General features: G+C 66.2%; 22 protein-coding genes. 11 read left to right on the forward strand and 11 right to left on the reverse strand.

From position 1 onward, the window contains the following. Positions 1-14 precede the first annotated feature (14 nt). Positions 15-1,997: an NPCBM/NEW2 domain-containing protein gene (locus B9C43_RS21810; protein ID WP_084428705.1), complete on the forward strand. Its 1,983-nt coding sequence runs from the start codon at positions 15-17 to the stop codon at positions 1,995-1,997. A gap of 61 nt (positions 1,998-2,058) precedes the next feature. Here the strand turns inward: B9C43_RS21810 and B9C43_RS21815 are convergent, their stop codons facing one another. From B9C43_RS21815 to B9C43_RS21840, 6 genes are all read right to left on the reverse strand, one after another. Then, positions 2,059-4,440 carry a M14 family zinc carboxypeptidase gene (locus tag B9C43_RS21815; RefSeq protein ID WP_235038793.1) on the reverse strand — a complete coding sequence of 794 codons (2,382 nt, stop codon included), beginning with the start codon at positions 4,438-4,440 and terminating at the stop codon, positions 2,059-2,061. Between the two features lie 352 nt (positions 4,441-4,792). After that, the gene (locus tag B9C43_RS21820; RefSeq protein WP_084428707.1) at positions 4,793-5,548 is read right to left on the reverse strand and encodes a hypothetical protein; all 756 of its coding nucleotides are present in this window, start codon (positions 5,546-5,548) and stop codon (positions 4,793-4,795) included. A 43-nt stretch (positions 5,549-5,591) separates the two neighbouring features. Beyond that, positions 5,592-6,743, reverse strand: a complete 1,152-nt coding sequence (locus B9C43_RS21825; protein WP_084428708.1) for an acetyl-CoA C-acetyltransferase — start codon at positions 6,741-6,743, stop codon at positions 5,592-5,594. A gap of 14 nt (positions 6,744-6,757) precedes the next feature. Then, complete coding sequence (locus B9C43_RS21830) at positions 6,758-7,384, reverse strand: TetR/AcrR family transcriptional regulator (RefSeq protein WP_268811577.1); 627 nt, start codon at positions 7,382-7,384, stop codon at positions 6,758-6,760. A 13-nt stretch (positions 7,385-7,397) separates the two neighbouring features. Further along, positions 7,398-8,168 (reverse strand): SDR family oxidoreductase, encoded by a 771-nt coding sequence (locus B9C43_RS21835; protein ID WP_084428709.1) that lies wholly within the window; start codon positions 8,166-8,168, stop codon positions 7,398-7,400. Then, complete coding sequence (locus tag B9C43_RS21840; RefSeq protein ID WP_084428710.1) at positions 8,165-9,310, reverse strand: acyl-CoA dehydrogenase family protein; 1,146 nt, start codon at positions 9,308-9,310, stop codon at positions 8,165-8,167. The genes B9C43_RS21835 and B9C43_RS21840 overlap by 4 nt, the downstream gene beginning before the upstream one ends. Positions 9,311-9,349: 39 nt before the next feature. Here B9C43_RS21840 and B9C43_RS21845 point away from each other — a divergent pair, with 39 nt between their 5' ends. From B9C43_RS21845 to B9C43_RS21870, 6 genes are all read left to right on the forward strand, one after another. Beyond that, positions 9,350-10,804: a FadD3 family acyl-CoA ligase gene (locus B9C43_RS21845; RefSeq protein ID WP_084428711.1), complete on the forward strand. Its 1,455-nt coding sequence runs from the start codon at positions 9,350-9,352 to the stop codon at positions 10,802-10,804. Further along, positions 10,801-11,631, forward strand: coding sequence for an enoyl-CoA hydratase (locus tag B9C43_RS21850; RefSeq protein ID WP_084428712.1), 831 nt, complete (start codon positions 10,801-10,803; stop codon positions 11,629-11,631). The genes B9C43_RS21845 and B9C43_RS21850 overlap by 4 nt, the downstream gene beginning before the upstream one ends. Positions 11,632-11,796: 165 nt before the next feature. After that, positions 11,797-12,909: an acyl-CoA dehydrogenase family protein gene (locus B9C43_RS21855; RefSeq protein WP_084428713.1), complete on the forward strand. Its 1,113-nt coding sequence runs from the start codon at positions 11,797-11,799 to the stop codon at positions 12,907-12,909. Then, entirely contained in the window at positions 12,906-13,772 is an 867-nt protein-coding gene (locus tag B9C43_RS21860) for an acyl-CoA dehydrogenase family protein (RefSeq protein ID WP_084428714.1), read from the forward strand. Before B9C43_RS21855 ends, B9C43_RS21860 begins: the two co-directional genes overlap by 4 nt. Before the next feature lie 46 nt (positions 13,773-13,818). Further along, a complete protein-coding gene (locus B9C43_RS21865; protein ID WP_143446493.1) occupies positions 13,819-14,385 on the forward strand; it encodes an RNA polymerase sigma factor in 567 nt (188 codons plus the stop codon). Then, entirely contained in the window at positions 14,378-14,893 is a 516-nt protein-coding gene (locus B9C43_RS21870; RefSeq protein WP_084428716.1) for a hypothetical protein, read from the forward strand. The genes B9C43_RS21865 and B9C43_RS21870 overlap by 8 nt, the downstream gene beginning before the upstream one ends. Here the strand turns inward: B9C43_RS21870 and B9C43_RS21875 are convergent. Next, positions 14,890-15,834, reverse strand: coding sequence for an alpha/beta hydrolase (locus tag B9C43_RS21875; protein WP_084428717.1), 945 nt, complete (start codon positions 15,832-15,834; stop codon positions 14,890-14,892). The genes B9C43_RS21870 and B9C43_RS21875 overlap by 4 nt on opposite strands. Positions 15,835-16,114: 280 nt before the next feature. Between B9C43_RS21875 and B9C43_RS21880 the strand changes: the two genes are divergently transcribed. Beyond that, entirely contained in the window at positions 16,115-17,002 is an 888-nt protein-coding gene (locus B9C43_RS21880; protein WP_084428718.1) for a bile acid:sodium symporter family protein, read from the forward strand. Here B9C43_RS21880 and B9C43_RS21885 read toward each other — a convergent pair. Together B9C43_RS21885 and B9C43_RS21890 are read right to left on the reverse strand one after the other, a co-directional pair. Beyond that, entirely contained in the window at positions 16,978-19,779 is a 2,802-nt protein-coding gene (locus B9C43_RS21885) for an FAD-binding and (Fe-S)-binding domain-containing protein (RefSeq protein WP_084428719.1), read from the reverse strand. The genes B9C43_RS21880 and B9C43_RS21885 overlap by 25 nt on opposite strands. Continuing rightward, complete coding sequence (locus tag B9C43_RS21890; RefSeq protein WP_084428720.1) at positions 19,776-20,915, reverse strand: pyridoxal-phosphate-dependent aminotransferase family protein; 1,140 nt, start codon at positions 20,913-20,915, stop codon at positions 19,776-19,778. Before B9C43_RS21890 ends, B9C43_RS21885 begins: the two co-directional genes overlap by 4 nt. A gap of 109 nt (positions 20,916-21,024) precedes the next feature. Here B9C43_RS21890 and B9C43_RS21895 point away from each other — a divergent pair, with 109 nt between their 5' ends. The 3 genes from B9C43_RS21895 to B9C43_RS21905 are packed head-to-tail and all read left to right on the forward strand — an operon-like array spanning position 21,025 to position 24,220. Continuing rightward, positions 21,025-22,290 (forward strand): SLC13 family permease, encoded by a 1,266-nt coding sequence (locus B9C43_RS21895; protein WP_084428721.1) that lies wholly within the window; start codon positions 21,025-21,027, stop codon positions 22,288-22,290. A gap of 2 nt (positions 22,291-22,292) precedes the next feature. Further along, complete coding sequence (locus B9C43_RS21900; protein WP_200825635.1) at positions 22,293-23,456, forward strand: CaiB/BaiF CoA transferase family protein; 1,164 nt, start codon at positions 22,293-22,295, stop codon at positions 23,454-23,456. Between the two features lie 2 nt (positions 23,457-23,458). Continuing rightward, positions 23,459-24,220, forward strand: a complete 762-nt coding sequence (locus tag B9C43_RS21905) for an enoyl-CoA hydratase/isomerase family protein (protein ID WP_235038756.1) — start codon at positions 23,459-23,461, stop codon at positions 24,218-24,220. Here the strand turns inward: B9C43_RS21905 and B9C43_RS21910 are convergent. Further along, entirely contained in the window at positions 24,217-25,122 is a 906-nt protein-coding gene (locus B9C43_RS21910; protein WP_051895037.1) for an SAM-dependent methyltransferase, read from the reverse strand. The two genes, B9C43_RS21905 and B9C43_RS21910, sit on opposite strands and share 4 nt — an antisense overlap. An 81-nt stretch (positions 25,123-25,203) precedes the next feature. Beyond that, a complete protein-coding gene (locus tag B9C43_RS21915; protein WP_268811578.1) occupies positions 25,204-26,790 on the reverse strand; it encodes a serine/threonine-protein kinase in 1,587 nt (528 codons plus the stop codon). Positions 26,791-26,801 lie beyond the last annotated feature (11 nt).

A 26,801-nucleotide genomic window follows, 5' to 3' on the forward strand; every position in this document is an offset into this window, starting at 1 on the left:
ACCGGTGAGGTCCGATGTATATCCGAGTGCTCATCACCAGTCTCCTGGTCGCGGCCGGGGTCAGCGCCCCGGCCGCGTCCGCAGCCGTCACCCCGGGCGATGGGCTCGCCCTGACGCCGCCCATGGGCTTCAACAACTGGAACTCGACCCACTGCCGGGCCGACTTCAACGAGGCGATGGTCAAAGGCATCGCCGACATCTTCGTGTCGAAAGGCCTGAAGGACGCCGGCTACCAGTACGTCAACCTCGACGACTGCTGGGCCCTGCCGCAACGTGGTCCCGACGGCAACCTCGTCCCCGACCCGGTCCGATTCCCCAACGGCATCAAGCACGTCGCCGACTACGTGCACGATCGAGGCCTGAAGTTCGGCATCTACACCAGCGCGGGCACCAAGACCTGCAACTCGGCGGGCTTCCCCGGCGGCCTCGGCTTCGAGCAGCAGGACGCCAACCTGTTCGCGTCGTGGGGCGTGGACTACCTGAAGTACGACAACTGCAACAACCAAGGCGTCGACGCCCGGCTGCGCTACACGACCATGCGCGACGCCTTGCGCCGGACTGGCCGGCCGATCGTGTTCTCCATCTGCGAGTGGGGCCAGAACAAGCCGTGGGAATGGGCCGCCGACGTCGGCCACCTGTGGCGGACAACCGGCGACATCAGCGACAACTACAGCAGCATGCTGAACATCGCCAAGCGCAACTGGGAGCTGGCGGACTACGCGGGCCCGGGGCACTGGAACGACCCGGACATGCTCGAAGTCGGCAACGGCGGGATGACCGACACCGAGTACCGGTCGCACTTCGGGCTGTGGGCGATCATGGCCGCGCCCTTGCTGATCGGCGCCGACCTGCGCAAGGTCAGCCCGGCCACGTTCGACATCCTCGGCAACCGGGAAGTGATCGCGGTCGACCAGGATCCTCTTGGCGTCCAAGGAAAACTGACCAAGTCCGTCGGCGGCCTGCACGTACTGGTGAAGCCTTTGCGCAACGGCGACAAAGCGGTCCTGCTGTTCAACGAAGGCGAAACGACCGGGCAGATCGCCACTTCGGCAGCGGAACTCGGCCTGCCCCGCGCGCCCGCGTACCGGTTGCGCGACCTCTGGGCACACACCGATTCCCACACCGCTGGAACGATTTCCGCGACGCTGCCACCGCACGGCAGCGCGATGTTCCGCGTGAGCATGGATCGTTCATGGGCGCAGTACCCGCCCGCAGTCCACGCTGGCGCTTCCATCGAGACCGTGTATCCCGGCGCTTTGCCAATCGTCACACCAGGTACTACTACGACGGTCACGACCAGCATCACCAACAACGGCCGTGCTCCGGCGTTGTTCGCCTCCTCGACGTTGAGTGCGCCCTCCGGATGGACGGTCCGCGCGGACTCACCGACCTCAGCGGTCGTCCTGCGGACGGACCAGTCTTTTACGACAAAGTGGACCGTTGGCGTGCCTGCCGGACTCGCGCCTGGCACGTATGTGTTGCAGGGACAGGCTTCGTACCGGCCAGACGTGACGCTTCCCTACACCCTCGAGGTCGTCGTTCCAGGAGCGCCACCTTCGGGGACGTCCTTTGCCAGTGACGTCAAGTGGTTGCGGGTGACCAATGGCTTCGGCCCGGTTGAACTCGACCGCAGCAACGGTGAACGCCGTGCCGGTGACGGCAACGTCATCACCATCAACGGGGTTCAGTACGCCAAGGGACTCGGCACACACGCCCCCGGTGTCGTCGAGTACTACGTGGCGGGTCGCTGTACCGCGGTGACTGCCGACGTCGGCCTCGACGACGAAAAGGGCAACAACGGGACAGCCACGTTCGAAATCTGGGCCGACGGCCAGAAGGTCGCCGACAGTGGCGTGCTGACGAACCTGATGCCCGCCAAGCCTTTGCGTGCCGACATCACCGGCGCCACGCTGGTCCGGCTGATCAGCACGGACGCGGGCGACGGCAACAACAGCGACCACACCGACTGGGCCGACGCCAGGCTCATCTGCGGCTGAGCCTCAATCAACGAAAAGGGCAGGCCGCGTGGCCTGCCCCTTTCCTTGCTTCTCTAGTCCATCACCGGCGGCGGTCCTTGGTGGCACGCGCCGAGTTGGTGCAGACCTCGCCCACATCCACAGTCTGACCGCGGTCGGCGAACACGTCAGCGATGCCGACGAGCCTGCCGATCCGGTTGGTGCAGGTGAGGGTGTAGGCCTCCTTGGTGCCGTAGGTCGGCGGGATCGGGGGGGCGAACTCGATCCGGCCGTTGCCCCAGTCATCCGGGTTGGCCGGGTCGACCTGGTCGTAGTTGACCATCACCGCGGTGTAGTTGCCGGGCGGCGGGTCGAACAGGGTCGCCCGCTCCGACTTCGTACCGCCTGCCGCCGACGACGTGACCAGTTCACCGGCCGCGTTGTAGACGTACAGGTCCCAGTCGGTGTCCGTGGAAGCCCATTCCACGACCACGTCGAACCGGCCGTTGTCCACTTCGGGCAAGCCCTTGATGGTGAACGGCATGCTCTCGGCGACCGGGTTGCCCGGGTACTGCGTGTTCTCCGCGGGAACGCCAGCCGGGTTGGCCAACGGCAACGTCGCCTGCGGCGGCCCCTGCGGTTCACGGCCGTAGCGACCGGCCACGTACGGACGGGTCGACGGGTTGACCGACCACGCGAACCGGCCACCGGTCGACGAGTACGTCGAGTCGAGCGTGTCGGTGACGTAGATCGGCGGCTTGGTCGAGCCGTCCGGCTGCAGCACCGGCGAGGTCGGCGTCTGGAACGTCTTGTGCAGCTTGAGCTGGTAGCCGCGCGGCGCCGAACCGATCAGCGTCGCGTGCTGTGCCGGGTCGGCCGCACTGCCGAGCATGTCGAGGAACGCCGCCCGGTTGCCGCCCTTGCCCGCGCCTGCCGCCGGAGCCGTGCCGGTGTACTCGGCCACGACAGCGTTCTGGAACGGCGGGTGGAAGCCAGCGGTGTTGATCTCGAAGGTGTAGCCGAGGCCGCCGGTCGACCAGAACGACCAGTCTTCGGTCGTTCCGGTTGTGTCGTACAGGCCCCACGAAGGAATGCTGCGGTATCCGTTGCGGGACGCCATCTTGTCACCGAGTGCCTTGAGCACCGGCTCGTCCAACGGCGCGCGGGTGTCGGCGACGCCCGGCGGACGCAGGATCAGGTTGCCGTACGTGTGCAGCGTGATCAGGTTGGTGACCTGACGCTTGGACACGAGTTCACGGATGTTGCGGGTCTCCGGCTCGGAGAACGGCCCGGCGCCGCGGAACGTGTCGCTGTTCCAGTTCGGGCTGGCACCGTTGCCGCCCCAGAACGTGGCGTAGTTGCGGTTCGGGTCCGTGCCACGCTCCCGGCCGGCCGGGTTGGCCTTGCACACACCGGTACGGAACTGCGGCGGCGAGTCCGCGGCCTGGCAGTTCTTGCGCTTCATCTCGTAGTCGAACCGCGAGAAGTCGCCCTTGGGCTCGGCCTCACGCGAGATGGAGAAGCCGTCCGGGTTGACGATCGGCACGACGATGTTGCGGGTCTTGCCGACCAGCGACTTGATCGCCGGGTCCTTCTGATAGCCGTTGACGAGCTCGTACGCCCACTCGATGGCGTGCTCGGAAGCCGGCCACTCGCGCGCGTGGTGCACACCCATGGTGAAGTTGACCGGCTTGCCGTCGGCAATGTTGGCCACGTCGGTGGCGATCTCCACGCCGAGCACGTCCCGGCCCTCAACGGAGGGGTTGGGCAGGGTGAACGCCTTGACCAGCTTGGGGTTCTTGCGTGCCAGCTCCTTGAGTTCGAACTCGTACTCGTAGAGGTGCCGGTAGCTGGTGCGGCCGGACGGCAGGCCGGAAGCCTGGGTGGTCGCGGCGTACTCCCGGTCCCTGGCCGCGTCCTCGCGTGAGGTCTTCGACAGGTCGGGGTTGATCACGGTGGACCGCAATCCACTGTCCCGGAGGGTCTTGCGGTCGGCGTCGTCGGCCAGCACGACCTCGATGCCGGTCTCGTCACCCTTTTCGGTCACGTCGAGGCCCAGCGCGAGGAGCTTGCTCTTGTCTGTGCGCTCCGGCGTTTCCACGCGCACGACCTCCGCGCGCTGCGCCTGCTCGGCGACGCCGGTCGGAGTGCCTTGCGGGGTGAGCGCAAGGAAGTCGACGCCAACAGTGACAGTGCGGGCCGAGCCGGAGTACCGGCATGCCTGCACGATCAACTGCTGGTCCTTCTTGACGAAGCTCTCGGCGAGCTCACGGCTGCGCAACGCCGCCGAAGCGGCGACGACCTTCCCCGTCGCCTTGTCGAAAACGGCCAGGTCCCAGTCACCCTCGGCGCCGTCGCGGGGTGCGAGGCGTGCCTGGATCAGACCGTCGACGGTCGATGTCATTTCGCGTTGGTCGATGCCCGCCGCACGACGTGACTGCACGGACTCGTAGCACGCGCGGCCCGCCGATCCGTCGGCCCTCATGACGTTGTCGGCGGCAGTTGCGGACGGCACGGTGACCCCGAAGATCACCAGACCGGACGCCCCCAAAGCGATCGCCGTGCGTAACGCGACCGGCGATCTGCGTCTTGGCCCCATAGACTTCTGCCCTTCTCACCTCTCGACCAGCTAACCGACCGACCCTAAGTCACGCGACAGTGTTGCTGCGGGGGCCAAAAGTAGGCACTACCGAAAGTGGCAGGACGTCACTACAGGTCGGTGGCCCGCACTCGGACGCACGGCGGCGGCGCTAGAGTCCTTGGGCAAGGCGGTCACCTGCCGCCTGGCGATCCACGCCTGCCCGGTCGACGCGGGAGAACCTGGCAGGCGTGGACGACTAACGGAACCGGTCCACCATCACCCAGATGAACGCGACCACAGCAGCGACGGCGCCAAGGCCGCTGAAGAGGATCACCATGCTGAGCCCGCCGATCTCGCCTTCGGACAACTGCTCGACGCCTTCGACGTAGTGCGGGGAAAGCGAATCGGTCTGCTCGTCGTTGATGATGATCGTGTCGATCGCCCACCACGTCAGCCAGCCGAGTCCGACCGCGGCGACCGGTGTCGCCCACGGCAGGACGTCGTCCACCCACCCGACACCGAAATCAACCCGGCGAGCCTCCGGACAGTGGCTTTCGAGCGTTTCCGCGAGCTGCCTGGCGTCACGGGTCACGCCGGTGAAGATCAGCCGGGAACCACCGTGAAAGCTGACCGCACAACTGAAATCCCAGCCGTACCGGCGATTGCCGCCCTTCTCTCGCGGGTCCAGCCCGTAGACCTCGTCCCAGGTCCAGCTGCGCCGCCGCCCCCAGCGGACATGCGCGAAACCACGTTCATAGACCTCGTATGACTCCGCGAACCCGCCGTAGATCGCCTTGACCAGTTGGAAAAGCGCGACCGGCAGCACCACGATCACCGGGATCAGCAGGAACGCGCCCACTCTGCCGAAGCCCGGTCCCACGATGGAGAACACGATCAGCGCCGCGAACACGCCCGCAGGCACGGCCGCGCCGAGCAGGTAGACCAAGGCAGCGAGCCAACGCCGCCCGTTGGCGACCGGATGGACGCTGACGAGTCCGCCAAGTGGCTGCATGATCGAACAGTAAACCGGTCCACTACGCGGGCTGTGACCAGTTTCAGCCGAGCCGTTCGATGATCGTGACGTTCGCCTGGCCGCCTCCTTCACACATGGTCTGCAGGCCGAACCGGCCCGATGTGCGCTCCAGTTCGTGCAGCAACGTGGTGAACAGCCGGGTTCCGGTTGCGCCGATCGGATGGCCGAGTGCGATGGCACCGCCGTTGACGTTCACCCGGTCGAGGTCGACCTTGAGTTCCTTGGCCCAGGCCAGAACCACGCTCGCGAACGCTTCGTTGGCCTCGAACAGGTCGATGTCGGACACGCTCATGCCAGCACGTTCCAGTGCATGCCGGGTGGCGCGGATCGGCGCGGTCAGCATGTAGATCGGGTCAGCCCCACGAGCGGACATGTGGTGCACGCGAGCACGTGGAGTCAGCTTGTGCCGCAACACCATCCGTTCCGACGCCACGAGTACGGCACTCGCCCCGTCGGAGATCTGACTCGCCAACGCAGCTGTCACCCGACCGTCCGGGCGTAACGGCGCGAGCTTGGCCATCTTGGCCAGATCGGTGTCCCTGCGCGGGCCTTCGTCGTGTTCGAAGCCGTCCATTGGCACGATCTCGCGCGTGAAGCGCCCAGAATCCTGCGCCTCGATGGCTTTCCGGTGACTGGCGAGAGCGAACTCCTCCATCTCGGCCCTGGACAGATCCCACCGGGTGGCGATCATGTCCGCCGACCGGAACTGGGAAACCTCCTCCGAGCCGTATCTGTGGTCCCAGCCCTGTGAGCCGTGCACCGGGGTCGGGAACCCGAACTGCTCGCCGACCACCATCGCCGAGCCGATCGGGATCTGGCTCATGTTCTGCACGCCACCGGCCACGACCAGGTCCGAGCCGCTCATCACCGCCTGCGCGGCGAAGTGCAACGCCTGCTGGCTCGAACCGCACTGCCGGTCCACCGTCACCCCGGGGACCTCCTCGGGGAATCCCGCGGCCAGCCACGCGGTCCGCGCGATGTCCCCGGCCTGCGGGCCGAGTGTGTCCACGCAGCCGAAGATCACGTCGTCGACCTCGCCCGGGTCGACCGGGCTGTCGGTGAACAGCGCTTTGATCACGTGTGCTCCCAGGTCGGCCGGGTGCACGCCGGACAGCGCGCCGCCACGCCGTCCGACCGGAGTGCGTACGGCATCGATGATGTACGCCTCGGACACGGATGTTTCTCCCTTCAGGGACGGCGAACTGGCCGTCGGCGGGTCGAGATGCCGTCGAGCAGGATGCCGAGGTACTGCTCCGCCACGTCCTGCGCGGAAAGCTGGCCGCCTGGCCGGTACCAGTGCACGGCGACCCACACGGTGTCCCTGATGAACCGGTACACCAGCTCGACGTCGAGGTCCGGCCGGAACGCCCCGGCCCGCACGCCTTCCTCGAGCACGCCGACCCAGATCTTGCGGAACTCGACGCCACGCTCGGCGATGTAGCCGAACCGGTCGAACGTCGCCAGGTATTTGGCGTCGTTCTGGTAGATCGCGACCGCCGCGTGCTGCTTGTCGATGCTCTCCAGCGAGGCGACCACGATCGCCTCGAGCGTCGCCTTCGGCGGCAGGCCGGACTCGACGATCTGCCGGTACCGGCTGAACAGCTCGTCGAGAAAGCCGGTCAGTATCTCGTCCACCATGGACTCCTTGGAGTCGAAGTGGTGGTACAGACTGCCCGACAGGATGCCCGCGGCGTCCGCGATGTCCCGCACGGTGGTCGCGCGGAACCCGCGCTCGGCGAACATCTCGGCGGCCAGCCGCAACAGCTCGGCGCGACGCGCTGACACACCGACCGGCGCCCCTGACTCCTTCTTCACCTGCTACTCCTCATCAAGGGTGTTGACTGCTCACCGACACCACCTCGCCGGTCATGTACGAGGCGAGGTCGCTGGCCAGGAACACCATCACATTCGCGACCTCCCACGGCTGCGCGGCGCGCCCGAAAGCCTCCCGCTCGGCCAGTTCGGTCAGCAGTTCCTCGCTGGTCACCTTGGCGAGGAACGGATGCGCGGCCAGGCTCGGCGCCACCGCGTTGATCCTGATCCCGTACTCAGCCGCGTCCATCGCCGCACATCTGGTGAACGCCATGACACCGGCTTTGGCCGCGGCGTAGTGCGCCTGGCCGCGTTGTGCTCGCCAGCCGACCACCGACGCGTTGTTGACGATGGCACCACCGTCGCCTTGCTCCACCATCTGCTTCAACGCCGCCCGCGTGCACCGGAAGGTGCCGTTCAGCGTCACGTCCAGCACCCTTGCCCACTCGTCGTCGGTCATGTCCAGCACGGACTTCGTGCCGCCGAGACCGGCGTTGTTGATCATCACGTCGATCCGGCCGAAGGTGTTCGCCGCGCCGAGCACCAACGCCTGCACCTGCTCCTCGTCGGTCACGTCGCACGTCAGCGCGGCGACCCGGCCGTCGTGCTCGCCTTTCAGCGCGTCCAGTGTCTCGGCCAGCCTGCGCTCGTGGTGGTCGCTGATCACCACGGACGCGCCTTCTTCCAGGCAGCGTCGTGCGGTGGCCGAGCCGATCCCGGTGCCGGCGGCCGCCGTCACCACGACTGTCTTGCCTTCGAGAAGGTTGTGTCCCTCGGGATAGTTCATGCGCGAGGTTCCTTCGGCAGGCCGAGCACACGCTCGGCGATGATGGTGCGTTGGATCTCGTCCGAGCCGCCGTAGATGGTGTCCGCGCGGCTGAACAAGTACAACCGCTGCCACTCGTCCAGGTCACCGTCCACCGCGACCATCGACTCGGGGCCGCGAACCTGCATCGCGAGCTCGCCCAGCTCACGGTGCCACCGCGCCCACACCAGCTTCGACACTGACGCCTCGTAGCCGGGATCCTTGCGCGACAACGTCCGTAAGGCGTGCGCCCGCATCACCTCGAGACCGATCCACGACCGGGTCAGGCGCTCCTTGATAACCGGGTCATCGATTGCTCCGTTCCGCTTGGCCAGATCGATCAAGGCGTCCAGTTCCCGCCGGAAACCGACCTGTTGTCCCAATGTCGCCACGCCGCGCTCGAAGGCGAGCGTCGCCATGGCCACCCGCCAGCCGTCGCCGACCTCGCCGACGACCATGTCCTTGGCAGTCCTGGCGTTGTCGAAGAAGACCTCGTTGAACTCCGACGTCCCGGTGAGCTGCCGGATCGGCCGGACCTGCACACCCGGCTGACGCATCGGCACCAGCAGGTACGACAGGCCGTCCCGCCGACGTGACCCTGGTTCGGTACGGGCCAGCACGAAACACCAGTCCGCCTCGTGTGCCAACGACGTCCAGACCTTCTGCCCGGTGATCACCCAGTCGTCGCCGTCCACTGTGGCCGTTGTGGACACCGACGCCAGGTCGGATCCGGCACCCGGCTCGGAGTACCCCTGGCACCAGAGTTCTTCGACGGCAAGGATCTTCGGCAGGAACCGGCTTTGTTGCTCCGGCGTGCCGAACGCGATCAACGTCGGGCCGAGCAGCTCCTCCCCGATGTGGTTCACACGCGCAGGCGCGTTGGCCGCCGCGTACTCCTCGTAGAAGATCACTTGTTCCTGCGTGCTCACGCCACGGCCGCCGTGCTCCACCGGCCAGCCAAGGCAACTCCAGCCCGCCTTGGCCAGTTTTCGGTCCCACTCCCGGCGCAACTCGTACTGCTCGTGCTCACGGCCGGGACCACCGACACCACGCAGTTTCGCGAACTCGCCGCACAGATTGTCCGCGAGCCAGGCGCGCAGCTGTTGACGGAAGTCGCCGTTCACGTAGGCTAGCCTACCAAGCACTTGCTTGAGGAGGTGAGTGTGCGCCGAGAAACCATCCCCGCCGCGCTCCTCGAAGCGGCCGAGCGCTTCGGTGACGCCGAAGCAGTCGTCGATGGCCAGGTCAGGCTGAGTTTCCGCGAGTTACACAGCCGCGTGATGGCAGTCGCGTACGGCCTTTGGGCAAGCGGTATCACCCGGGGTGACCGGGTGGCGATCTTCGGGCCGAACACGCATCACTGGGTGACGTCAGCACTCGGTGTGCTCTACGCGGGCGCCACTCTGGTGCCCATCAACACCCGCTTCACCACGGCGGAGACCCTGGATGTGATCAACCGCAGCGGTGCTCGAGGGTTGTTCGTGGAAGGCGAATTCCTTGGCGTGGACCGGGAGGCCGACCTGCTGGAAGCCGATGTCACGCTGGCTTCCCGAGTTCGGATCTACCGGATGCCGATGCAGTGGCCGGAAGCCACGTTCGAATCGCCGGTCGAACCGGACGACGTGGCGGACATTCTCTATACGTCCGGCACCACGGGGCGCAGCAAAGGCGCTATGAGCGCCCACCGGCAGACACTGGCCGTCGCACGGGCCTGGGCGTCGAGAACAGAGCTGAGTTCGGCTGACCGATACCTCATCGTGAACCCTTTCTTCCACAGCTTTGGGTACAAGGCAGGGATTCTGACGTGCTTGCTGACCGGAGCGACGATCGTGCCGCAGGCCAAGTTCGATGTCGCCGAGACGATCCGGCTGACCACTCTCGAGCGTATCACCGTTCTGCCGGGCGCGCCGACGATCTATCAGTCCATTTTGGATCACCCCGCTGACTTTCCTCGAATACGGCTTGCGGTCACAGGTGCGGCAGTCGTGCCCGTCGCATTGGTCGAACGCATGCAGAAAGAACTGTGCGACACCGTACTCACCGGATACGGCCTGACCGAGTGTCCTGTTGTGACACTCTGCTCCCCCACGGACGACGCTTCCACTGTAGCGCACACCGCGGGCCACGCGGCGGCAGGCTGTGAAGTGCGTGTCGCGCCGAACGGTGAAATCCTTGTGCGAGGCCCGAATGTGATGCTGGGCTACCTCGACGACCCGGCCGCGACCGCCGAGGCGATCGACGAGGAAGGGTGGCTGCACACCGGCGACGCCGGAAGTCTCGACGCGGCAGGAAATCTGACGATCACCGACCGGTTGAAGGACATGTACATCTGCGGCGGGTTCAACGTGTACCCCGCGGAAGTCGAGCAGGCACTCGCCCGGTTGCCAGGGGTCGCGGAGGCGGCGGTGATCGGCGTCCCCGACGAGCGGCTCGGCGAGGTCGGCAAGGCCCACATAGTCCGAAAACCGGGCGCTGACCTGTCCGAAGAACAAGTCATCAGTTTTTGTCAGACCCTCATGGCAAACTTCAAAGTGCCCCGGCGAGTGGAGTTCCTGGCGGCACTGCCGCGCAACCCGTCGGGCAAGGTGCTGAAGCGAGTACTAAGGGGAGAGTCATGAGCGTCGTCCGCTACGACAAGCAAGGCCCGGTCGCGATCGTCACGATGAACCGGCCGGACTACCGCAACGCGCAGAACTCAGCGATGACATATGCGCTGGATTCGGCCTTCACGACGGCGGTGGACGACGCCGAAGTCAAGGTGGTCATCCTTGCCGGAGAAGGAAAGCACTTCTCGGCAGGACACGACATAGGAACGCCCGAGCGCGACGTCGACGTGTCCTTCGAGCGCAAAGCCGTGATGTGGTGGGACCACGTCGACCGACCCGGCGGAGACCAGCGCTACGCCCGGGAAATGGAGGTATACCTGGGAATGTGCCGCCGCTGGCGCGAGATTCCCAAGCCCACCATCGCGATGGTGCAGGGTGCGTGCATCGCGGGTGGCCTGATGCTGGCGTGGGTGTGCGACCTGATCGTCGCCTCGGAGGACGCGTTCTTCTCGGATCCCGTTGTGCGAATGGGGATCCCAGGCGTCGAGTACTTCGCGCACCCCTGGGTCCTCGGCCCACGCGCGGCGAAAGAGGTGCTCTTCACCGGAGATCGGTTCAGCGCACAGCAAGCCCTAGATTGGGGAATGGTCAACCGAGTCGTGCCCCGGGAATCATTGACCGAGGAGACGTTACGACTCGCCGGCCGGATCGCCGAGATGCCCCAGTTCGGCCTCGCACTGGCCAAACGCGCGGTGAACCAAGCAGAAGACCTGATGGGCCTGCGTACGGGGATGGACTCGGTGTTCGGACTGCACCACTTCGCCCACGCCCACAACGCCGAAGTCTCCAAGGACTCCCTCGCAGGTCTCGACGCCCGTTCCATGAAGGAACGGCAATGAGAGTGTCGAACGCCGTGGTTCGCGTCTGAGGCCCGCGCCTGGCGCGACCGCCGTTTTGGTTCGGCGATACCACTGCCATTCCGGCGGCAAGTCACCGTGACGAGCACCAATACCCATGGCGTGAGAGGGTTTGCAACCCCGCTCTCCTTCCCGAAATGAGAACCGATGGATCTCGACCTCGACCCCGCCACCCTGGACTTCCAAGCCGAAGTCCGGACCTGGCTCGCCACGAACGTCCCCGACACGCTGCCCTCAATGGACACACCCGAAGGCTTCAAAGCCCATCGCGCCTGGGAGAAGAAGCTCTTCGACGCACAACTGTCCGTGGTCTCGTGGCCCGAGGAGTTCGGCGGCAGGGACGCGTCCTTACTGCAGTGGGTCGTCTTCGAGGAGGAGTACTACGCTGCCGGTGCACCCGCGCGGGTGAGCCAGAACGGGATTTTCCTGTTGGCGCCTACGCTGTTCGCGCATGGAACGCCGGAGCAATGCGCGCGGCTGCTGCCCAAAATGGCCAGTGCCGAGGAGGTCTGGGCGCAGGCGTGGTCGGAACCTGAGGCAGGCAGTGATCTCGCGGCGATCCGGGCGTCGGCGACTCGGGCCGACGGTGGGTGGTTGCTCAGCGGGCAGAAGACGTGGAGTTCCCGTGCGACTTTCGCTGACCGTGGCTTCGGGTTGTTCCGGACATCCGGGGAAAGACACCGGGGCCTGACGTACTTCATGTTCTCGCTGAAGGCTCCCGGGGTGACCGTTCGGCCGATCAACCAGTTGGACGGTGAGCCGGGTTTTGCCGAGATCTTCCTCGACGACGTGTTCGTACCCGACGAGGACGTGATCGGGGACGTGGACAACGGCTGGAAGGTCGCGATGAGCACGGCCAGCAACGAGCGTGGGCTCTCGTTGCGCAGCCCTGGGCGGTTCCTGGCCACTGCGGGACGCCTGGTCGACCTATGGCACGCGTTGCCCGATCCAGCCTTACGCGATCGCGTAGTGGACGCGTGGATCGGTGCCCAGGCGTATCGCTTGTACACGTTTGGGACGGTCACCCGACTGATGGAAGGTGGCAGTCTCGGCGCGGAGTCCAGTGTGAACAAGTTGTTCTGGTCCGAGTTGGACATCGCCATGCACGAGACGGCCTTGGACTTGCTCGGCGGCGAAGGTGAGGCCGATGGGCCCTGGCTCGATGGTTACTTGTTCTCGCTCGCCGGACCGATCTACGCGGGCACCAACGAGATCCAACGCAACGTCGTAGCCGAACGGATACTGGGACTGCCACGATGAAATTCGCCCTCTCCCCCGAACAGACCCAGTTCGCGGACATGCTGGACGCGCTGCTGGCCAAATCCGATGTGGCCAGATCCTGGGCAGCGGGCGACCACGAACCCGGGCTCGCCGTCTGGCGTCACCTGGCGGACCTCGGGGTCACGAGCATCGCGCAGGACGGAGAGCTCATCGACCTCGTGGTCGCCATGGAGTCCATCGGCTACCATGCACTCCCCGGCCCAGCGATCGAGACCTTGGCCGTGCTGCCTGACCACCTGGACGGTGCGTTACTGGCCACAGTGGCCATTCCCCCTCATGTGCCGTACGCAGTGGACGCCGATGTCGCCGACCATGTGTTCGTGCTCCAGAACGGAACCCTCTTCACCGCAACCATGGGCAACCGGGTCAGCTCGGTGGATCCGTGCCGTACGTTGTTCGAAGTAACCGCCACGACCGAGGTCGGTCCGCTGCCTGATGCCTTCGAGCGAGGCGTGTTGGCGTGCTCAGCACAGCTGCTGGGTGCAGGCCGGGCACTGCTGGCGAAATCCGTCGAGTACGTCAAGCAACGCACTCAGTTCGGCAAGACCATCGGCTCGTTCCAAGCGGTGAAGCATCACCTGGCGTCAGTCCACGTCGCCCTCGAACTCGCCCGCCCCTTGGTGCACGGCGCCGCGCTCAACGCCGTGCCCGTGTCGGCGGCCAAAGTCGCGGCAGGTGATGCCGCCTATCGTGCGGCGCGCACCGCACTGCAGGTTCACGGTGCCATCGGCTATACCGTCGAGAACGACCTCAGCCTCTGGTTATCCAAGGTCCGCGCCCTGCACTCGGCCTGGGGGACCGGTTCGGTCCACCGTGCCAGGGTGATGGCCAGCCTGAGCTGAGTAACGGGTTGGCCGTGAACGGGCAACTACGTGTGTGAGCGAAACGATGGCTAAGGCCGGGCAACCGCCGGATGTGCAGCGCCGGGGTAAGCCGACTGGGCTGGCGGCGGAGTTCGAGCAGATCTATCGCGCGCACGTTCAGCACGTCACGGCGTACTTCGCCCGGCGCACCGCGGATCCGCAGACGGTCGCCGATTTGACCGCGGACACGTTTGTGCAGGCGATTACGTCCTTCACCGCGTTTGATCCGGCTCGGGGCAGCCCTCGCGGCTGGTTGTACGGCATCGCCCGGCGGGTGTTCGCTCAGCACTGCGAGCGGTTCAGGCGTGGGCAGGACGTGACCGCGCGATTGGCAGGGCGTCGCGAGCTTGACGTCGACGAGGCCGCGGAACTGGTGGCCCGGATCGACGCGGAACGTGCAGGACGAGCTTTGTTCGACGGTATGGCGGAGTTGACACCCGCCGACCGTGAAGCCGTCGAACTCGTTGACATTGTTGGACTCGAGCGCAAGGAAGCGGCCGCCGCACTCGGCATCTCCACGGGTGCGTTGCGGATCAGGCTGTTCCGGGCTCGGGGCAAATTGCGAAAGACCGTAGGTGAGAACCATGGGTAAGTTCGAAGAACAGCTGCTCAACGACCTTATGCGGGAACATGGGCCGGACCTGCTGGCGGCCGAGCGCGCAGAGCGGAGATCAAAGCGGCCGACGCGGGTCGCCATGGGTGTCGCCCTGGTTGGTGGGGTGGCAGCCGCGTTCCTCCTGGCGCCAACTGAGAACCCGGCGCCACCGCAACAGCCACTGGCAGCCCCGCCTGCTCAGCCGAAGGAAGCGGTAGGGCAAGCCGACAAGCCGACCTATGAGGTGATCGAGAACGCCGACGGCACCGTCACCATCGCTGTGGAGAACGTCAGTGCGGTGGACGCGCTCAACAAGGAACTGGCGGACAAGAACGTCCCCACCACCGGAGTCCGGTGTGTCCAGGTTGGCCGTATGAGCGAGCCACTGGGCAAGGGCACGGAAATGACCATCGAGGAGCTCATCCAGAAAATCAAGGCGACGCACGTCAAGGTCACCAGCGACGCCGACGGCCGGATCACCCTCTACGCGGTGAAGTGCGACTAGCGCAACGCCGCGAGCAGCATGGGGAACGATCGATGCAGCGCTCGTTCCCAATACGGCCAGGTGTGCCTGCCGGGACCATAGAAGTCCGTGATCACGCGAACGTGCTTGGCGCGCAAGCGATCCGCCACGGCAACAGTCTGCTCGCCGAGCAGCTGTTCCAGCCAGTCGAAACTTGAGCCGGGCGGGTCGAGCGGACCGGGTTCACCGTTGCCTGTGGACAGATAAACCGGGATGCCGCGAAGCCGGCTGGCAAGGTCATACGGGTTGTGGGCGGCCCAGATCTCGGGCTGTGTGGCGGGATCACCCCACAAGGCGAAGGGGTCACCGCTGGTCTGCCCGACAATTCCGGTCACAAGGTCAGTCGACCGTTTACCTTGGTAAGTCGTGTGCACGACGCCGCTGTAGGACGCCGCGGCTTTGAAGAAGCCAGGATGCCTTGCGGCGTAGGACAACGCGCCGAAACCACCCATGGACAGGCCTGCCACCACCCGGTCATGACCCGACCGGTATTTGCGCTCAAGCAGGCGCTTGAGCTCGCTGAGGTGGAAGGTCTCCCATGCGGGGCCCTTCAACCAGTCCGAATAGAACCCGGCCGGGCCCGCCTCGGGCATCACGATGAGGACATTCGTCCGAGCCGTGAAGGCCTCGACATCGGTCTTGTCCGTCCACGAGCGATAGCCAGTATCGCCGTCGCAACAACCGTGGAGGAGGTACAGCGTCGGCCATTTGCGGTACGGCGCGCGTCGCCAGTCCTTCGGGAGCAGCAACCGGACGCCGACTTCGCGGCCAACGGCTTCGGAACGCACGGTCAGCTCAAGCAGCCGTTCGCTGAGTTGTTGCTCCCGAACGACCGTCGCACCGCCGGTCCCCGCCGACGCAGGAACCCCAACGAGAACTCCCCATAAAAGCAACAGAGAAAACAACAGTCCCCGGACGTGCATTCGGACCTCCGCTGATGGCCGCAACGGTCAACAAGGTGGTGCACGAGTCCGATGCCGACCGCTAACGCGTGCACGTCACCGGCGTCTCCTCCCGGTGAGGGATCCGGACATGTTCGCGTCGGCTGCTGACACCGTGTTTCCAACTTGGCTGCCGGGCGGTTAGCTGTCAACCATGTTGTCGCTGCCGGACAGCACGACTTATTTCGATGTCGCACACACACTGGCCGAACGCCGACCCGGTTGACACAATCACCGGAATGTCCGGTTCAGGGAGTGTCCGATGACTTCGTCGTCCGTGGTGACCACGGTGTTCCTGCCGATCGCCCTCGGGGTGATCATGCTCGGCCTGGGGATGTCCCTGACCGTGCAGGACTTCAAGCGTGTCGCCCAGGTGCCCAAGGCCACCATCGTCGCGCTGGTGTGCCAGGTCCTGCTGCTGCCCGCGATCTGCCTTGGCTTGGTCGTGCTCTTCGACCTGTCGCCGACGCTCGCTGTCGGCATGATGCTGCTTGCCGCGTCCCCTGGTGGGACCACGGCGAACCTGTTCAGTCACCTCGCCGGCGGCGACGTGGCCCTGAACATCACGCTGACCGCCATCAACGCCGTGATCGCGGTGATCACGTTGCCGATCGTGGTCAACCTGTCGCTGTCCGGGTTCATGGACGGCGGCGAGGAACTGGGCCTGCAGTTCGACAAGATGCTCCAGGTCTTCGCCATCGTGCTGGTGCCGGTGGCGATCGGCATGCTGGTCCGGCGTCGTTTCACCGCGTTCGCCGACCGGATGCTGCGGCCGCTCAAGATCGCGGCGATCGTGTTCATGGTCGCCACGATCGCCGTCGCGGTGTTCCAGGAGCGCGCGAACATCGGCGGCTACCTGCAGGCGGTCGGCGCGATCTCCTTGCTGTTCTGCGTGATCAGCCTGTCCGTCGGGTACGCCATCCCGCGCTTGCTGAGGGTCAACCGACGCCAGGCCATCGCGTCGTCAATGGAAATCGGCATCCACAACAGCACCCTGGCCATCACGATCGCGCTCAGCCCAGCGCTGCTGAACAACCCGCAGATGGCCGTCCCGGCGGCCGTCTACGGCGTTGTCATGTTCATCCCCGCGGGCATCTTCGCCTACTGGGTGAGCAGGCGCCCGGTTCAGGCCGAAGTCACGACGACCTGAGCGACAAGCTCGACCGGGTGTTGCGCCTGCCGCGAAGTGCCGTGCCGGATCTGCTGGCGGCAGGACACTCCAGTGGCCGCGACCACGACGTCGGGAGACGATGACCGGATCGCCGGGAACAACCGGTCTTCGCCGACCTGCATCGAGACGTCGTAGTGCTCGGCCTCGAAGCCGAACGACCCGGCCATGCCGCAACACCCGGCGTCCAGTTCGGTCACTGTGACGCCGGGGATCCGCCGCAACAACTCCACGGTCGCGGCCGTGCCGACTTCGGCCTTCTGGTGGCAGTGCCCGTGGTACAGGATCTCTTTGCCTTCGAGCGCCGACGACAGCTTCAAGGCCCCCGAGTCGATGGCCTCCACCAGGAGTTCCTCGACTTGCCGAACTCGGGAAGCGACCGCTTTGACCGCCGGATTGTCCGGCAGCAATGACAAGTACTCGTCCTGCAACGTGTACAAGCAGGAAGGCTCGCAGCCCACGATCGGGCCCGACGACGTATCCAAAAGCGCCGTCAACGCGGTGGCCTTGCGCTTGGCGTCGTCCAGCAGGCCCTTGGAGATCCCGGCCCGGCCACAGCAGCCCGAAGACTCCAGCCGGACCTGCCAGCCTGCCTGTTCCAGCAAGGAGATCGCGGCACGGCCGACGCCTGGCTCGGTGAAGGTCGTGAACGAGTCAGCCAGGAACGTCACCGTCTGACCGGATGATGCGGGACGGCGACGGAACCACCGGATCAGGTTCTGCCGCTTGAACTCCGGCAACGGCCGTTTGGCCGCGATACCCAAGAACCGGCGGGCCAGAGGCAGGCGCGCGGCCAGGTTCGACACCGGCGCGGTGGCCGAACCGAGCCGGTTCAGCAGCCGGATCGAGCCGAAGACCCGGGACCGCAGCGGCACACCGGACTGGGCGTGCTTCTGGGCAAGGGTCTCGCTCTTCAACGCGGCCATGTCGACACCGAGCGGACACTCGCTCTTGCAGGCCTTGCACATCAAGCACAGGTCCAGGACCTCGTGCAGCCGGGAATCGCCCAACGCGGCAGCCGGGTCGGGTGAGGACAGTGCCTTGACCAGAGCGTTCGCCCGGCCACGAGTGGAGTCTTCCTCGTTGCGAGTGGCCATGTAGGACGGACACATCACGCCGGTCGCGCTCTTGCGGCACAGCCCGATGTTCATGCACCGGTCGGCCGCGCTGCGCATGTCACCGAGGAACGTCAGGTGCGTGGTCAGCGGCTTGGCCGGTGGCAGTGCGGGATCGCGCAGGTTGTCCGTCATCGCGGGCGAGTCGACGATCTTGCCCGGGTTCAGCACGTCGTCCGGGTCGAAGATCCGCTTCACCTGGCGCATGGCCTCGTACAACTCGGAGCCGAAAATCTTGCGGTTGAACTCGCTGCGGACCAGGCCGTCACCGTGTTCGCTGGAGTTGGCGCCGCCGAACTCGACCACGAGATCGCGGACTTCCTCGGCGACCGACCGCATGGCGGCGACCTCGTCGGGGTTCGTCAGATCGACGAACGGCCGGACGTGCAAGCATCCCACCGAGGCGTGGCCGTAGAACCCGGCCTTCATCCCGTGCCGCGTCAGGATTTCCCGGAACCGCGTGCTGTACTCGATCAACCGGGACGGATCGACGGCTGTGTCCTCGACGAATGCCTGCGGCCGTCGCGAACCGACGCTGGAGGCCATCAGCAGGCCGAGCCCGGCCTTGCGGACCTTCAGCAAAGCGCCTTGCTGCGCCGCAGTTTCGGCGCCCAGCGTGTGGTAGCCGTGGGAATGCTTCTGCCACAAGGCCGCCAGCCGATCCAGGCGAGCGCTTGCTTCGGCCTGGGTGTCCCCGGTGAACGTGACGAACAGCAGTCCTTCCGGGTCGCCGACGAGGAAGCTGCCGAGCCGCCGGTACTCCAGCTTCTGGCGCGACAGGTCAAGGATCGTCTTGTCGATGAGCTCGACCGCGGCCGGATCGCACGCCAGCGCGTCGTCGGTCGCGGCGATCGCGGCCTCGACCGACGTGAAGTGCCCGACCGCGATAACGGTGTGCTTGGGCTTGGGTACGAGCCCGACGACCGCGGAAGTCGCGACCACCAATGTCCCTTCCGAACCGACCACGAACTTGGCCAGGTCGAAAGGCCCGTCGGCCAACCGGTCCAGCCGGTAGCCGCCCGCGCGCCGCCAGAACTTGGGAAAGCCGTCGGCGATCGCGGATCTGTGAGCGGCCACCAGATCCGACAGCGCGGAGTCGAACTTCGTTGGTGTCCCAGGGGCGAATGTGGCCGTGGTCGCGTCGGACAACACCACATCCATGGACTGGACGTGGTCGATGGTCATGCCGTACCGGACCGATCCGCTGCCTGCCGAGTTGTTGCCCATCATCCCGCCGATCGTGGCGCGGTTGCTGGTCGACGTGTCCGGCCCGAACATCATCGCGTGCGGCAACGCGGCCCGGTTCAGGTCGTCTTGCACGACACCGGGCTGGACGTGCGCGATCCCCTCCGCGGGATCCAGCGACAGGATCCGGTTCATGTGCCGGGAGAAGTCCAGCACCACACCAGAACCCACGGTCTGACCGGCCAGACTCGTCCCACCACCACGAGCCAGGACCGGGACGCCGTACTCGCGGGCGATGGTCACCGCGGCAACGACGTCGTCCGCGTGCCGTGGGAACACCACGCCCACAGGCATGATCGAGTACATGCTGGCGTCCTGCGAGAACAGGTGCCGCGTGTACGAGTCGAACGCGACCTCACCTTCGAGCGCCCTGCGCAGCGCCTCCTCAAGGTCACTCATGCTTCCGCCAACACAGACAGTGCGGCCGAGACTCCGTCCTTGACCGGCACACCGGCGATCTGAAGTCCCATTTGGACGCCGGAGAGCGTGCCTGCCAGACTCAGATCGTTGAAATGACCGAGATGTCCGATCCGGAACACCTTGCCTGCGACCTTGCCCAGCCCGGCACCCAGCGACATGTCGAACCGGTCGAGGATCACCTCGCGTAGCCGGTCGGCGTCGTGCCCCTCGGGCATGAGGATCGCGGTCAGCGTGTTCGAGTAAGCCTCAGGATCCAGGCACAGCAACTCAAGTCCCCAGCCCTGCACGGCCGCACGCGTCGCGGCCGCGTGGCGCGCGTGCCTCGCGTACACCTGCGGCAGGCCCTCGGAGTGCAACATGTGCAACGCCTCGCGCAGGCCGTAAAGCAGGTTCGTCGGTGGCGTGTAGGGAAAAGCGCCTCGCTTGTTTGCCTCGATGATCGGCTGCCAGGCCCAGTACGACCGAGGCAACCGGGCGGACGCCGCGAGGGCCTTGGCGCTGACGGCGTTCAAGCCGAGCCCAGGCGGGAGCATGAGTCCCTTCTGGGAACAGGAAACCGTGACGTCCACACCCCACTCGTCGTGCCGGTAGTCGATGGATCCCAATGAGGACACGGTATCCACCATCAGCAGGGCGGGATGGTCGCCCATCGCCCGCCGGACGGCGGCGATATCGCTGGTCACACCGGTCGAAGTCTCGTTGTGCACCACGAGGACGGCCTTGGTCTGCGGCGTGAGCCGGGCCGGCACGTCGGCCGGATCGACCGCGTGCCGCCAGTCCCCCGGCACGAAGTCCACCTCCAGCCCCAGATCCCTGGCCATCCGCTGCCACAGCGTGGCGAAATGCCCGGTCTCGAAGCACAGCACGCGATCGCCCGGGCTCAACGTGTTGACCAGCGCGGCTTCCCATGCGCCAGTGCCGGAAGACGGATACAGCACCACGTCACCCGCGGTGCCGAACACCGGCTTCAACGCTTCGAGAAGCGGCGGCACCATGGCCGCGAACCGCGGCCCGCGGTGGTCGATGGTCGGCGCCGACATTGCCCTGAGCACCTGGTCCGGAACGTTGGTCGGGCCAGGGATCTGCAGAAAGTGACGTCCGCTGGCGAAACTCATACGCCTGTTTGCCTCTCGTGGTGTCAACTCTTGACGTGTTCCTGACCCTACGTCTAATTTCTATTGACGAACAGTATATTCCGAATTGCGGAATCCCCCGGAGCCGCGTATGTCGGTCGAGATCATCTCAATCCTGGTTCTCGTCGCCGTGTTCGTACTGGGAACCACGTTATCGATCAATATGGGGGTGCTGGCGTTCGTCGCCGCGTTCGCCGTCGGCACCCTGGTTGTGGACAAATCGACCGACGACATCGTCGGCGGTTTTCCCAGCAATCTCTTCGTGATCCTGGTCGGGGTCACGTACTTGTTCGCGATAGCCAAGCAGAACGGGACCGTCGACTGGCTGGTCAACATCGCCATCCGGGTCGTCGGCGGCCGGGTGGTGGCGATCCCGTGGATCATGTTCCTGATCACCGCCGTGCTGACCGCGTTCGGCGCGGTCGTGCCCGCCGCGGTGGCGATCATCGCGCCGATCGCGATGGGCTTCGCCACCCGCTACAAGATCAACCCGGTACTGATGGGCCTGCTGGTCATCAACGGCGCCAGCGCGGGCGGGTTCTCGCCACTGAGCATCTTCGGCGGGATCACCAACGGCGTGGTCGAACGCAGCAACCTGCCGGGCAGCCCGATGACCCTGTTCATCGCCTCGTTCGTCTTCAACCTGCTGCTCAGCGTGGCGGTGTTCGTGATCTTCGGCGGACGGCAGCTGCTGGGCCAGAAGGCACAGGACGAGCTCTCGCCCACTTCGGGCCCTGGCACGGTCCAGGCGCCGGTGCGCTTGGACCACAACCGGATCCTGACCCTGGTCGGCATCGTCGGACTCGCGGTCGGCGCGCTGTTCTTCGACCTCGACGTGGGCCTGCTCGCCTTGACCGTGGTCGCTGTGCTGACAGTGGTCTCGCCGTCGACCACGCGGGGTGCCGTCGACAAGGTCGCGTGGTCCACGGTGTTGCTGATCTGCGGCATCGTGACCTACGTCAGCCTGCTCGAGGACATCGGCACGGTCGACTACCTCGGCCGTGGCGTGGCCAGCATCGGTCTGCCGTTGCTGGGTGCGCTGCTGATCTGTTTCATCGGTGCGGCGGTGTCGGCGTTCGCGTCGACCACGGGAATCCTGGGTGCGTTGATCCCGCTGGCCGTGCCGTTTCTGCAAACCGGGCAAGTCGGCGCGATCGGCCTGATCACAGCGCTCGCGCTGTCCTCGTCGGTGGTGGATTCGAGCCCGTTCTCCACCAGCGGCGCGCTCACCGTGGCCAGTGCTCCGCCCGAGCAGCGTGAGCTGGTGTTCAAGCGGCTGATGGCGTGGGGATTCTCGATGATCGCTGTGGCGCCGCTCGTCACATGGCTGGTTCTCGTGGTTCCGGGTTGGCTGTAGGCATGCCATTGGACGGAATCACAGTGCTTGAGGTCGGCGTGTTCATGGCGGGCCCGTACGCCACCATGCAGCTCGCCGACCTCGGCGCGGAGGTGCTCAAGATCGAGAACCCGGCGGGCGGTGACCCGGTCCGGCAGGCTGGGCCGTTCGTGGACGGCGCCAGCTCGCCGTTCGCCCGGTTGAACCGGAACAAGAAATCCGTCGCACTCGACCTGAAGTCACCGGACGGCCGCGCGGCTTTCCGGCGGCTGGCCGACCACGCCGACGTGCTCGTGGAGAACCTCAGGCCAGGCGCGATGCGTGCGCTGCGACTGGACTACGAATCGCTGCGCGGGACCAACCCGCGGCTGATCTACGCCTCCGCGTCCGGCTGGGGCCAGGACGGTCCACTTGCGACGCTGCCCGGCCTGGACATCATGGCGCAGGCGCGCAGCGGGCTGATGAGCATTACCGGCGCGGCCGGAGGCGGGCCTGCGAAGGTCGGCGTGCCCGTGTGCGACCTGGTCTGCGGGTTGTACGTCGCCTTGGCCGTCACGGCCGCGCTGCGCGAACGAGACCGAAGCGGTGAAGGCCAGTACATCGACGTGAGCCTGCTCGAATCCGGAGTTTCGCTGGCGGTCTGGGAGGCCGGGAAGTACTTCGCGACCGGCGAGGTCGGCGGACCGCTCGGCACAGCCCACCAGAGCCAGGCGCCGTACCAGGCTGTGCGGTGTGCGGACGGGTGGCTCACAGTCGGAGCCATCACCCCGAAAACGTGGCTGGGCCTGTGTGAAGTCCTTGGCCTGCAGGCACTTGTGGACGATGAACGGTTCAGCGACGCGTACCGCCGCAAAGAGAACGTCACCGAGCTCATCCCCCTCATCGAGGAAGTCACGTCAAAGCAGGCGGTCGCCGAGTTGGTCGCGGCACTGGACCGCGCCGAGGTGCCGTGCGCCCCGATCTCCGACTACGGCGAGGTTTTCACCGCCGAGGCACTCACCGCGCGTGGCTTCCTCTGGGACACCACGGACGGCGTACGCCAACTGGGCTCGCCGATGCGGTTTTCCCGCACGCCCACGCAACGCAACGCCGCCGGACCAGCGCTTGGAGCGGATACGCGTGCGGCGCTGCGCGCGGTCGGGTACACCAATGATGAAGTCGACGAACTGGTCGGAGGACAGTCTTGAGCGTGGTTGTCGAGCAGGACGGTCCTGTCCTCACGATCATTTTCAACCGCCCGGACAAGCACAACGCGATGACGTTCGACATGTACAGCCGCCTGGCGGAGGCATGCGAACGGGCCGACAACGACGACACGATCCGCGCGTTGGTGCTGCGTGGCGCGGGCCGTCAGGCGTTCGTATCCGGCACGGACATCACGCAGTTCCGTGAGTTCGAGACAGGCGAGGACGGGATCGACTACGAGCGCCGGATCGCCGAAGTGCTCGACCGGCTGGAAGACGTGACCGTGCCGACGATCGCGGTCATCCACGGCTACTGCGTCGGCGCCGGCCTCGCCATCGCGGCGGTCTGTGACCTGCGGGTCGCGGGCACGTCCGCCCGGTTCGGCGTCCCGATCGCCCGCACCCTCGGCAACTGCCTGTCGATGAACTCGTATTCGCTGCTGGTCCACCACCTCGGGCCGGCACGCGCGATGGACATGCTGCTCAGAGCCAAGATGCTGACCGGTGGCGACGCCAAAGCGGCCGGGTTCGTACATGAACTCTGCGGAGACGACGACCTCGACCGCACCGCGAACGCCGTCGTGGGTACGGTGCTGCGGCACGCGCCGCTGAGCATGTGGGCGGCCAAACAAGCCATCGCCCGGCTGCGCCGCGCCGCGTTGCCCAACGGCGACGACTTCGTCAGCAAGGTCTTCGGCAGCGAGGACTTCCACAACGCGGTCGCCGCGTTCGGCACAAAACGGCAGATGAACTGGAGCGGCCGCTAGGGCGTGTCTGACGGGTCTGACACGCCCTTGGCCTTCCGGCCGACGCCGCACCAACCGAGGTAGTACGCGGACATGTCGCTGTCGATGGGGTTGTCCGGCCGCCAGTCCGGCGGGTGCACCACACCGGGCTCCTCCATCACCCAGCCGTCGAACAGCTTCTCCATCTCGGCTTTCGTGCGCGTGTACAGCCTCGTGGTGGTGTTCTCGTACGCCTTGACGAACGCCGCGACCTGGTCTTTCTGGTCCTGCGGGGCTTCGTCGGAACAGATGTGGGACAACGCGAGCAGGCTGCCGGGCGCCAGCTTCGAGCGGTAGTACGAGATCAGCTCGCCCGGCTTGTCCTCGTCCCCGACGAAGTGCAGCAACGCCACCATCAGCAGGCAGACCGGCTTGCTGAAGTCGATCAGTTCAAGGGTCCGCGGGTGGTTCAGGATGCCGTCCGGGTTGCGCAGGTCCTCCTGGATCATCGCGACCCGGTCGGTGACCTTCTGCTCTTCCAGCCTGATCGCGGAGCTCTGCACCGCGATGGTGTTCGAGTCCACGTACACGATGTGGGCAGCTGGATTGGCCTTCAACGCGATCTCGTGCACGTTGCCGACCGTCGGCGCGCCGGACCCGATGTCGATGAACTGGGTGATCCCCTTCGACGCCGCGAAGCTCACCGCGCGCCGCAGGAACGACCGGTTGCTGCGGGCAAGCGGCTTGATGGACGGCAGGATCTGCTCGACCTTCTCGACGAACGCCCGATCGACCGCCGTGTTGTGCGATCCGCCCAGGTAGGCGTCGTAGACACGGTCCGGTGACGGCAGCGTCGCATCGATGCCGGCGGCCTCAAGCCAGGAGATGACCGCCATGTCCTGGAACGGGGTGTCGTAGTCGGACATGTCGCGGCCGGCCGTCATCCGGTCCCCCTGTCACTGAAGTGGTCACGCTGGGTAACGCGATGCGGACAAGTCTATCGACCGGTCAAGGCGATCTTCTGGCTACTTGGCGTCCGAGTCGATCAGCAGTTTGCCGCCCTGGCTCACCACGCGAACGTTGCGGGACTCCTGCCTGCCGCCGTAGTTGACCTGGATGGTCAACCGCTGGCCGCCGTCAGCGTCCCCGGACACCCGCTGCGCTGTACGGCCGCTGACCTGCGGATACTGCGCCCAGTACGCCTCAAAGGCGGCGAAGTCGCCGAACACCTGCTGCGCGTTGGGGGTGAGCATCGCCCACATCCCCGCAGTCCCGCCGTTGCGGTTGTAGTAGGCGACGAGCAACTCGCCAGCAGCGCCCCACGCCACCGTGCCGTCGTTCCCGCTGGGATTCGACGGCGCGGACGGCGCTGAAGACGGCGGCTCAGGAGGCCCTGTCGTCACGGTGACCGTTTGCTGCGGTGGCGTGACGGGCGCCTGGCTGTTGGCGTTGTTGTTGTCGCCCGATCCGCGTGCGCTGAGCACAGTCGCGATCACACCGCCGAGCACAGCGGCCACGACGATGGCGCCGATGATCGCGGCGACCCGCTTGCTCGCGCCCTTCTTGGCAGGAGGCACGGGAGGTGGCGGGGCAGGCGGCGTGACGGGCTGCTGTGGCGGTGGCTTGGGCGGTGCCTGAACGGCAGTCGGCGCGCCTGGCGCTGGTGCGGGCGCGATCAGCGTGGCTTGCGCGGCGGGCACGGGAGCTTGCTGCTTCGGCGGCGCGGCGATCTTCGGCACGACGACGGTGGCACCGCCGGCGATGTCGCCAAGCGTGGTGACCAGCTCGGGCATGGTCGGCCGATCGGCCGGGTCCAGGCTCAGCAGCTGCATCAGGGTCTTGGACATCGACCCGGCCTGCTTGGGCTCGGGGACCTTGCCCATGGCGACCGCGTACAGCTGGGCCAACGGGTTGTCCTTGAAGCCGTACGGCGGCTGGCCCTCAATCGCGTGGTACAGCGTGGCGCCAAGCGAGAACACGTCCGACGCCCTGGTCGGGTCCTGGCCGCGGGCCACTTCCGGCGCCAGGTAGGCGGGCGTTCCGGCGAGCATGCCGACCGAGGACTGCGTCATCGTGCCGTCGTCGGTGGAGCGGGAGATACCGAAGTCGGTGATCTTCACCGTGCCGCTGTCGTCGATCAGGATGTTGCCCGGTTTGACGTCCCGGTGCACGATTCCGGCCGCGTGCGCGGCGGTCAGCGCGGTCGCGACCTGCACGCCGATCTGGGCCGTCTCCTCCGGCGAAAGCGTGCCACGCTCGGCCAGCAGCCCGGACAGGCTCAGCGACGGCAGGTATTCCATGATCAGGCAAGGATCGCCGTCGTGTTCGGCGACGTCGAACAAAGCGATGGCGTTGCGGTGCTGCAACCGCGCGGCGATCCGGCCTTCCCGCATCGCCCTGCGGCGCGCGTCGGCGGCCTGGCTCTCCGAGAGCCCAGCGCGCATCATCAGCTGCTTGATAGCAACCGTACGGTCAAGACGCTCGTCGCGCGCCTGCCAGACGATGCCCATCGCGCCACTGCCGATGGTGTCCAGCAGCCGGTAGCGACCGGCGACCAGCTGCCCCTTTTCGATGACGACTCTTCCTCGCGTGCGTGTACCTGACGGCGTCAACCTTATCGAAC

Source organism: Kibdelosporangium aridum (genome assembly GCF_900176515.1).
GTDB lineage: Bacteria > Actinomycetota > Actinomycetes > Mycobacteriales > Pseudonocardiaceae > Kibdelosporangium > Kibdelosporangium aridum.

What these genes read in the sequence shown, in the direction of transcription:
- B9C43_RS21885 (WP_084428719.1), bottom strand. Translation starts at nt 19,779, where the DNA reads ATGAGTGACCTTGAGGAGGCGCTGCGCAGGGCGCTCGAAGGTGAGGTC.
- B9C43_RS21810 (WP_084428705.1), top strand. Translation starts at nt 15, where the DNA reads ATGTATATCCGAGTGCTCATCACCAGTCTCCTGGTCGCGGCCGGGGTC.
- B9C43_RS21870 (WP_084428716.1), top strand. Translation starts at nt 14,378, where the DNA reads ATGGGTAAGTTCGAAGAACAGCTGCTCAACGACCTTATGCGGGAACAT.
- B9C43_RS21880 (WP_084428718.1), top strand. Translation starts at nt 16,115, where the DNA reads ATGACTTCGTCGTCCGTGGTGACCACGGTGTTCCTGCCGATCGCCCTC.
- B9C43_RS21865 (WP_143446493.1), top strand. Translation starts at nt 13,819, where the DNA reads ATGGCTAAGGCCGGGCAACCGCCGGATGTGCAGCGCCGGGGTAAGCCG.
- B9C43_RS21895 (WP_084428721.1), top strand. Translation starts at nt 21,025, where the DNA reads ATGTCGGTCGAGATCATCTCAATCCTGGTTCTCGTCGCCGTGTTCGTA.
- B9C43_RS21855 (WP_084428713.1), top strand. Translation starts at nt 11,797, where the DNA reads ATGGATCTCGACCTCGACCCCGCCACCCTGGACTTCCAAGCCGAAGTC.
- B9C43_RS21860 (WP_084428714.1), top strand. Translation starts at nt 12,906, where the DNA reads ATGAAATTCGCCCTCTCCCCCGAACAGACCCAGTTCGCGGACATGCTG.
- B9C43_RS21900 (WP_200825635.1), top strand. Translation starts at nt 22,293, where the DNA reads ATGCCATTGGACGGAATCACAGTGCTTGAGGTCGGCGTGTTCATGGCG.
- B9C43_RS21850 (WP_084428712.1), top strand. Translation starts at nt 10,801, where the DNA reads ATGAGCGTCGTCCGCTACGACAAGCAAGGCCCGGTCGCGATCGTCACG.
- B9C43_RS21835 (WP_084428709.1), bottom strand. Translation starts at nt 8,168, where the DNA reads ATGAACTATCCCGAGGGACACAACCTTCTCGAAGGCAAGACAGTCGTG.
- B9C43_RS21875 (WP_084428717.1), bottom strand. Translation starts at nt 15,834, where the DNA reads ATGCACGTCCGGGGACTGTTGTTTTCTCTGTTGCTTTTATGGGGAGTT.
- B9C43_RS21890 (WP_084428720.1), bottom strand. Translation starts at nt 20,915, where the DNA reads ATGAGTTTCGCCAGCGGACGTCACTTTCTGCAGATCCCTGGCCCGACC.
- B9C43_RS21815 (WP_235038793.1), bottom strand. Translation starts at nt 4,440, where the DNA reads ATGAGGGCCGACGGATCGGCGGGCCGCGCGTGCTACGAGTCCGTGCAG.
- B9C43_RS21910 (WP_051895037.1), bottom strand. Translation starts at nt 25,122, where the DNA reads ATGACGGCCGGCCGCGACATGTCCGACTACGACACCCCGTTCCAGGAC.
- B9C43_RS21820 (WP_084428707.1), bottom strand. Translation starts at nt 5,548, where the DNA reads ATGCAGCCACTTGGCGGACTCGTCAGCGTCCATCCGGTCGCCAACGGG.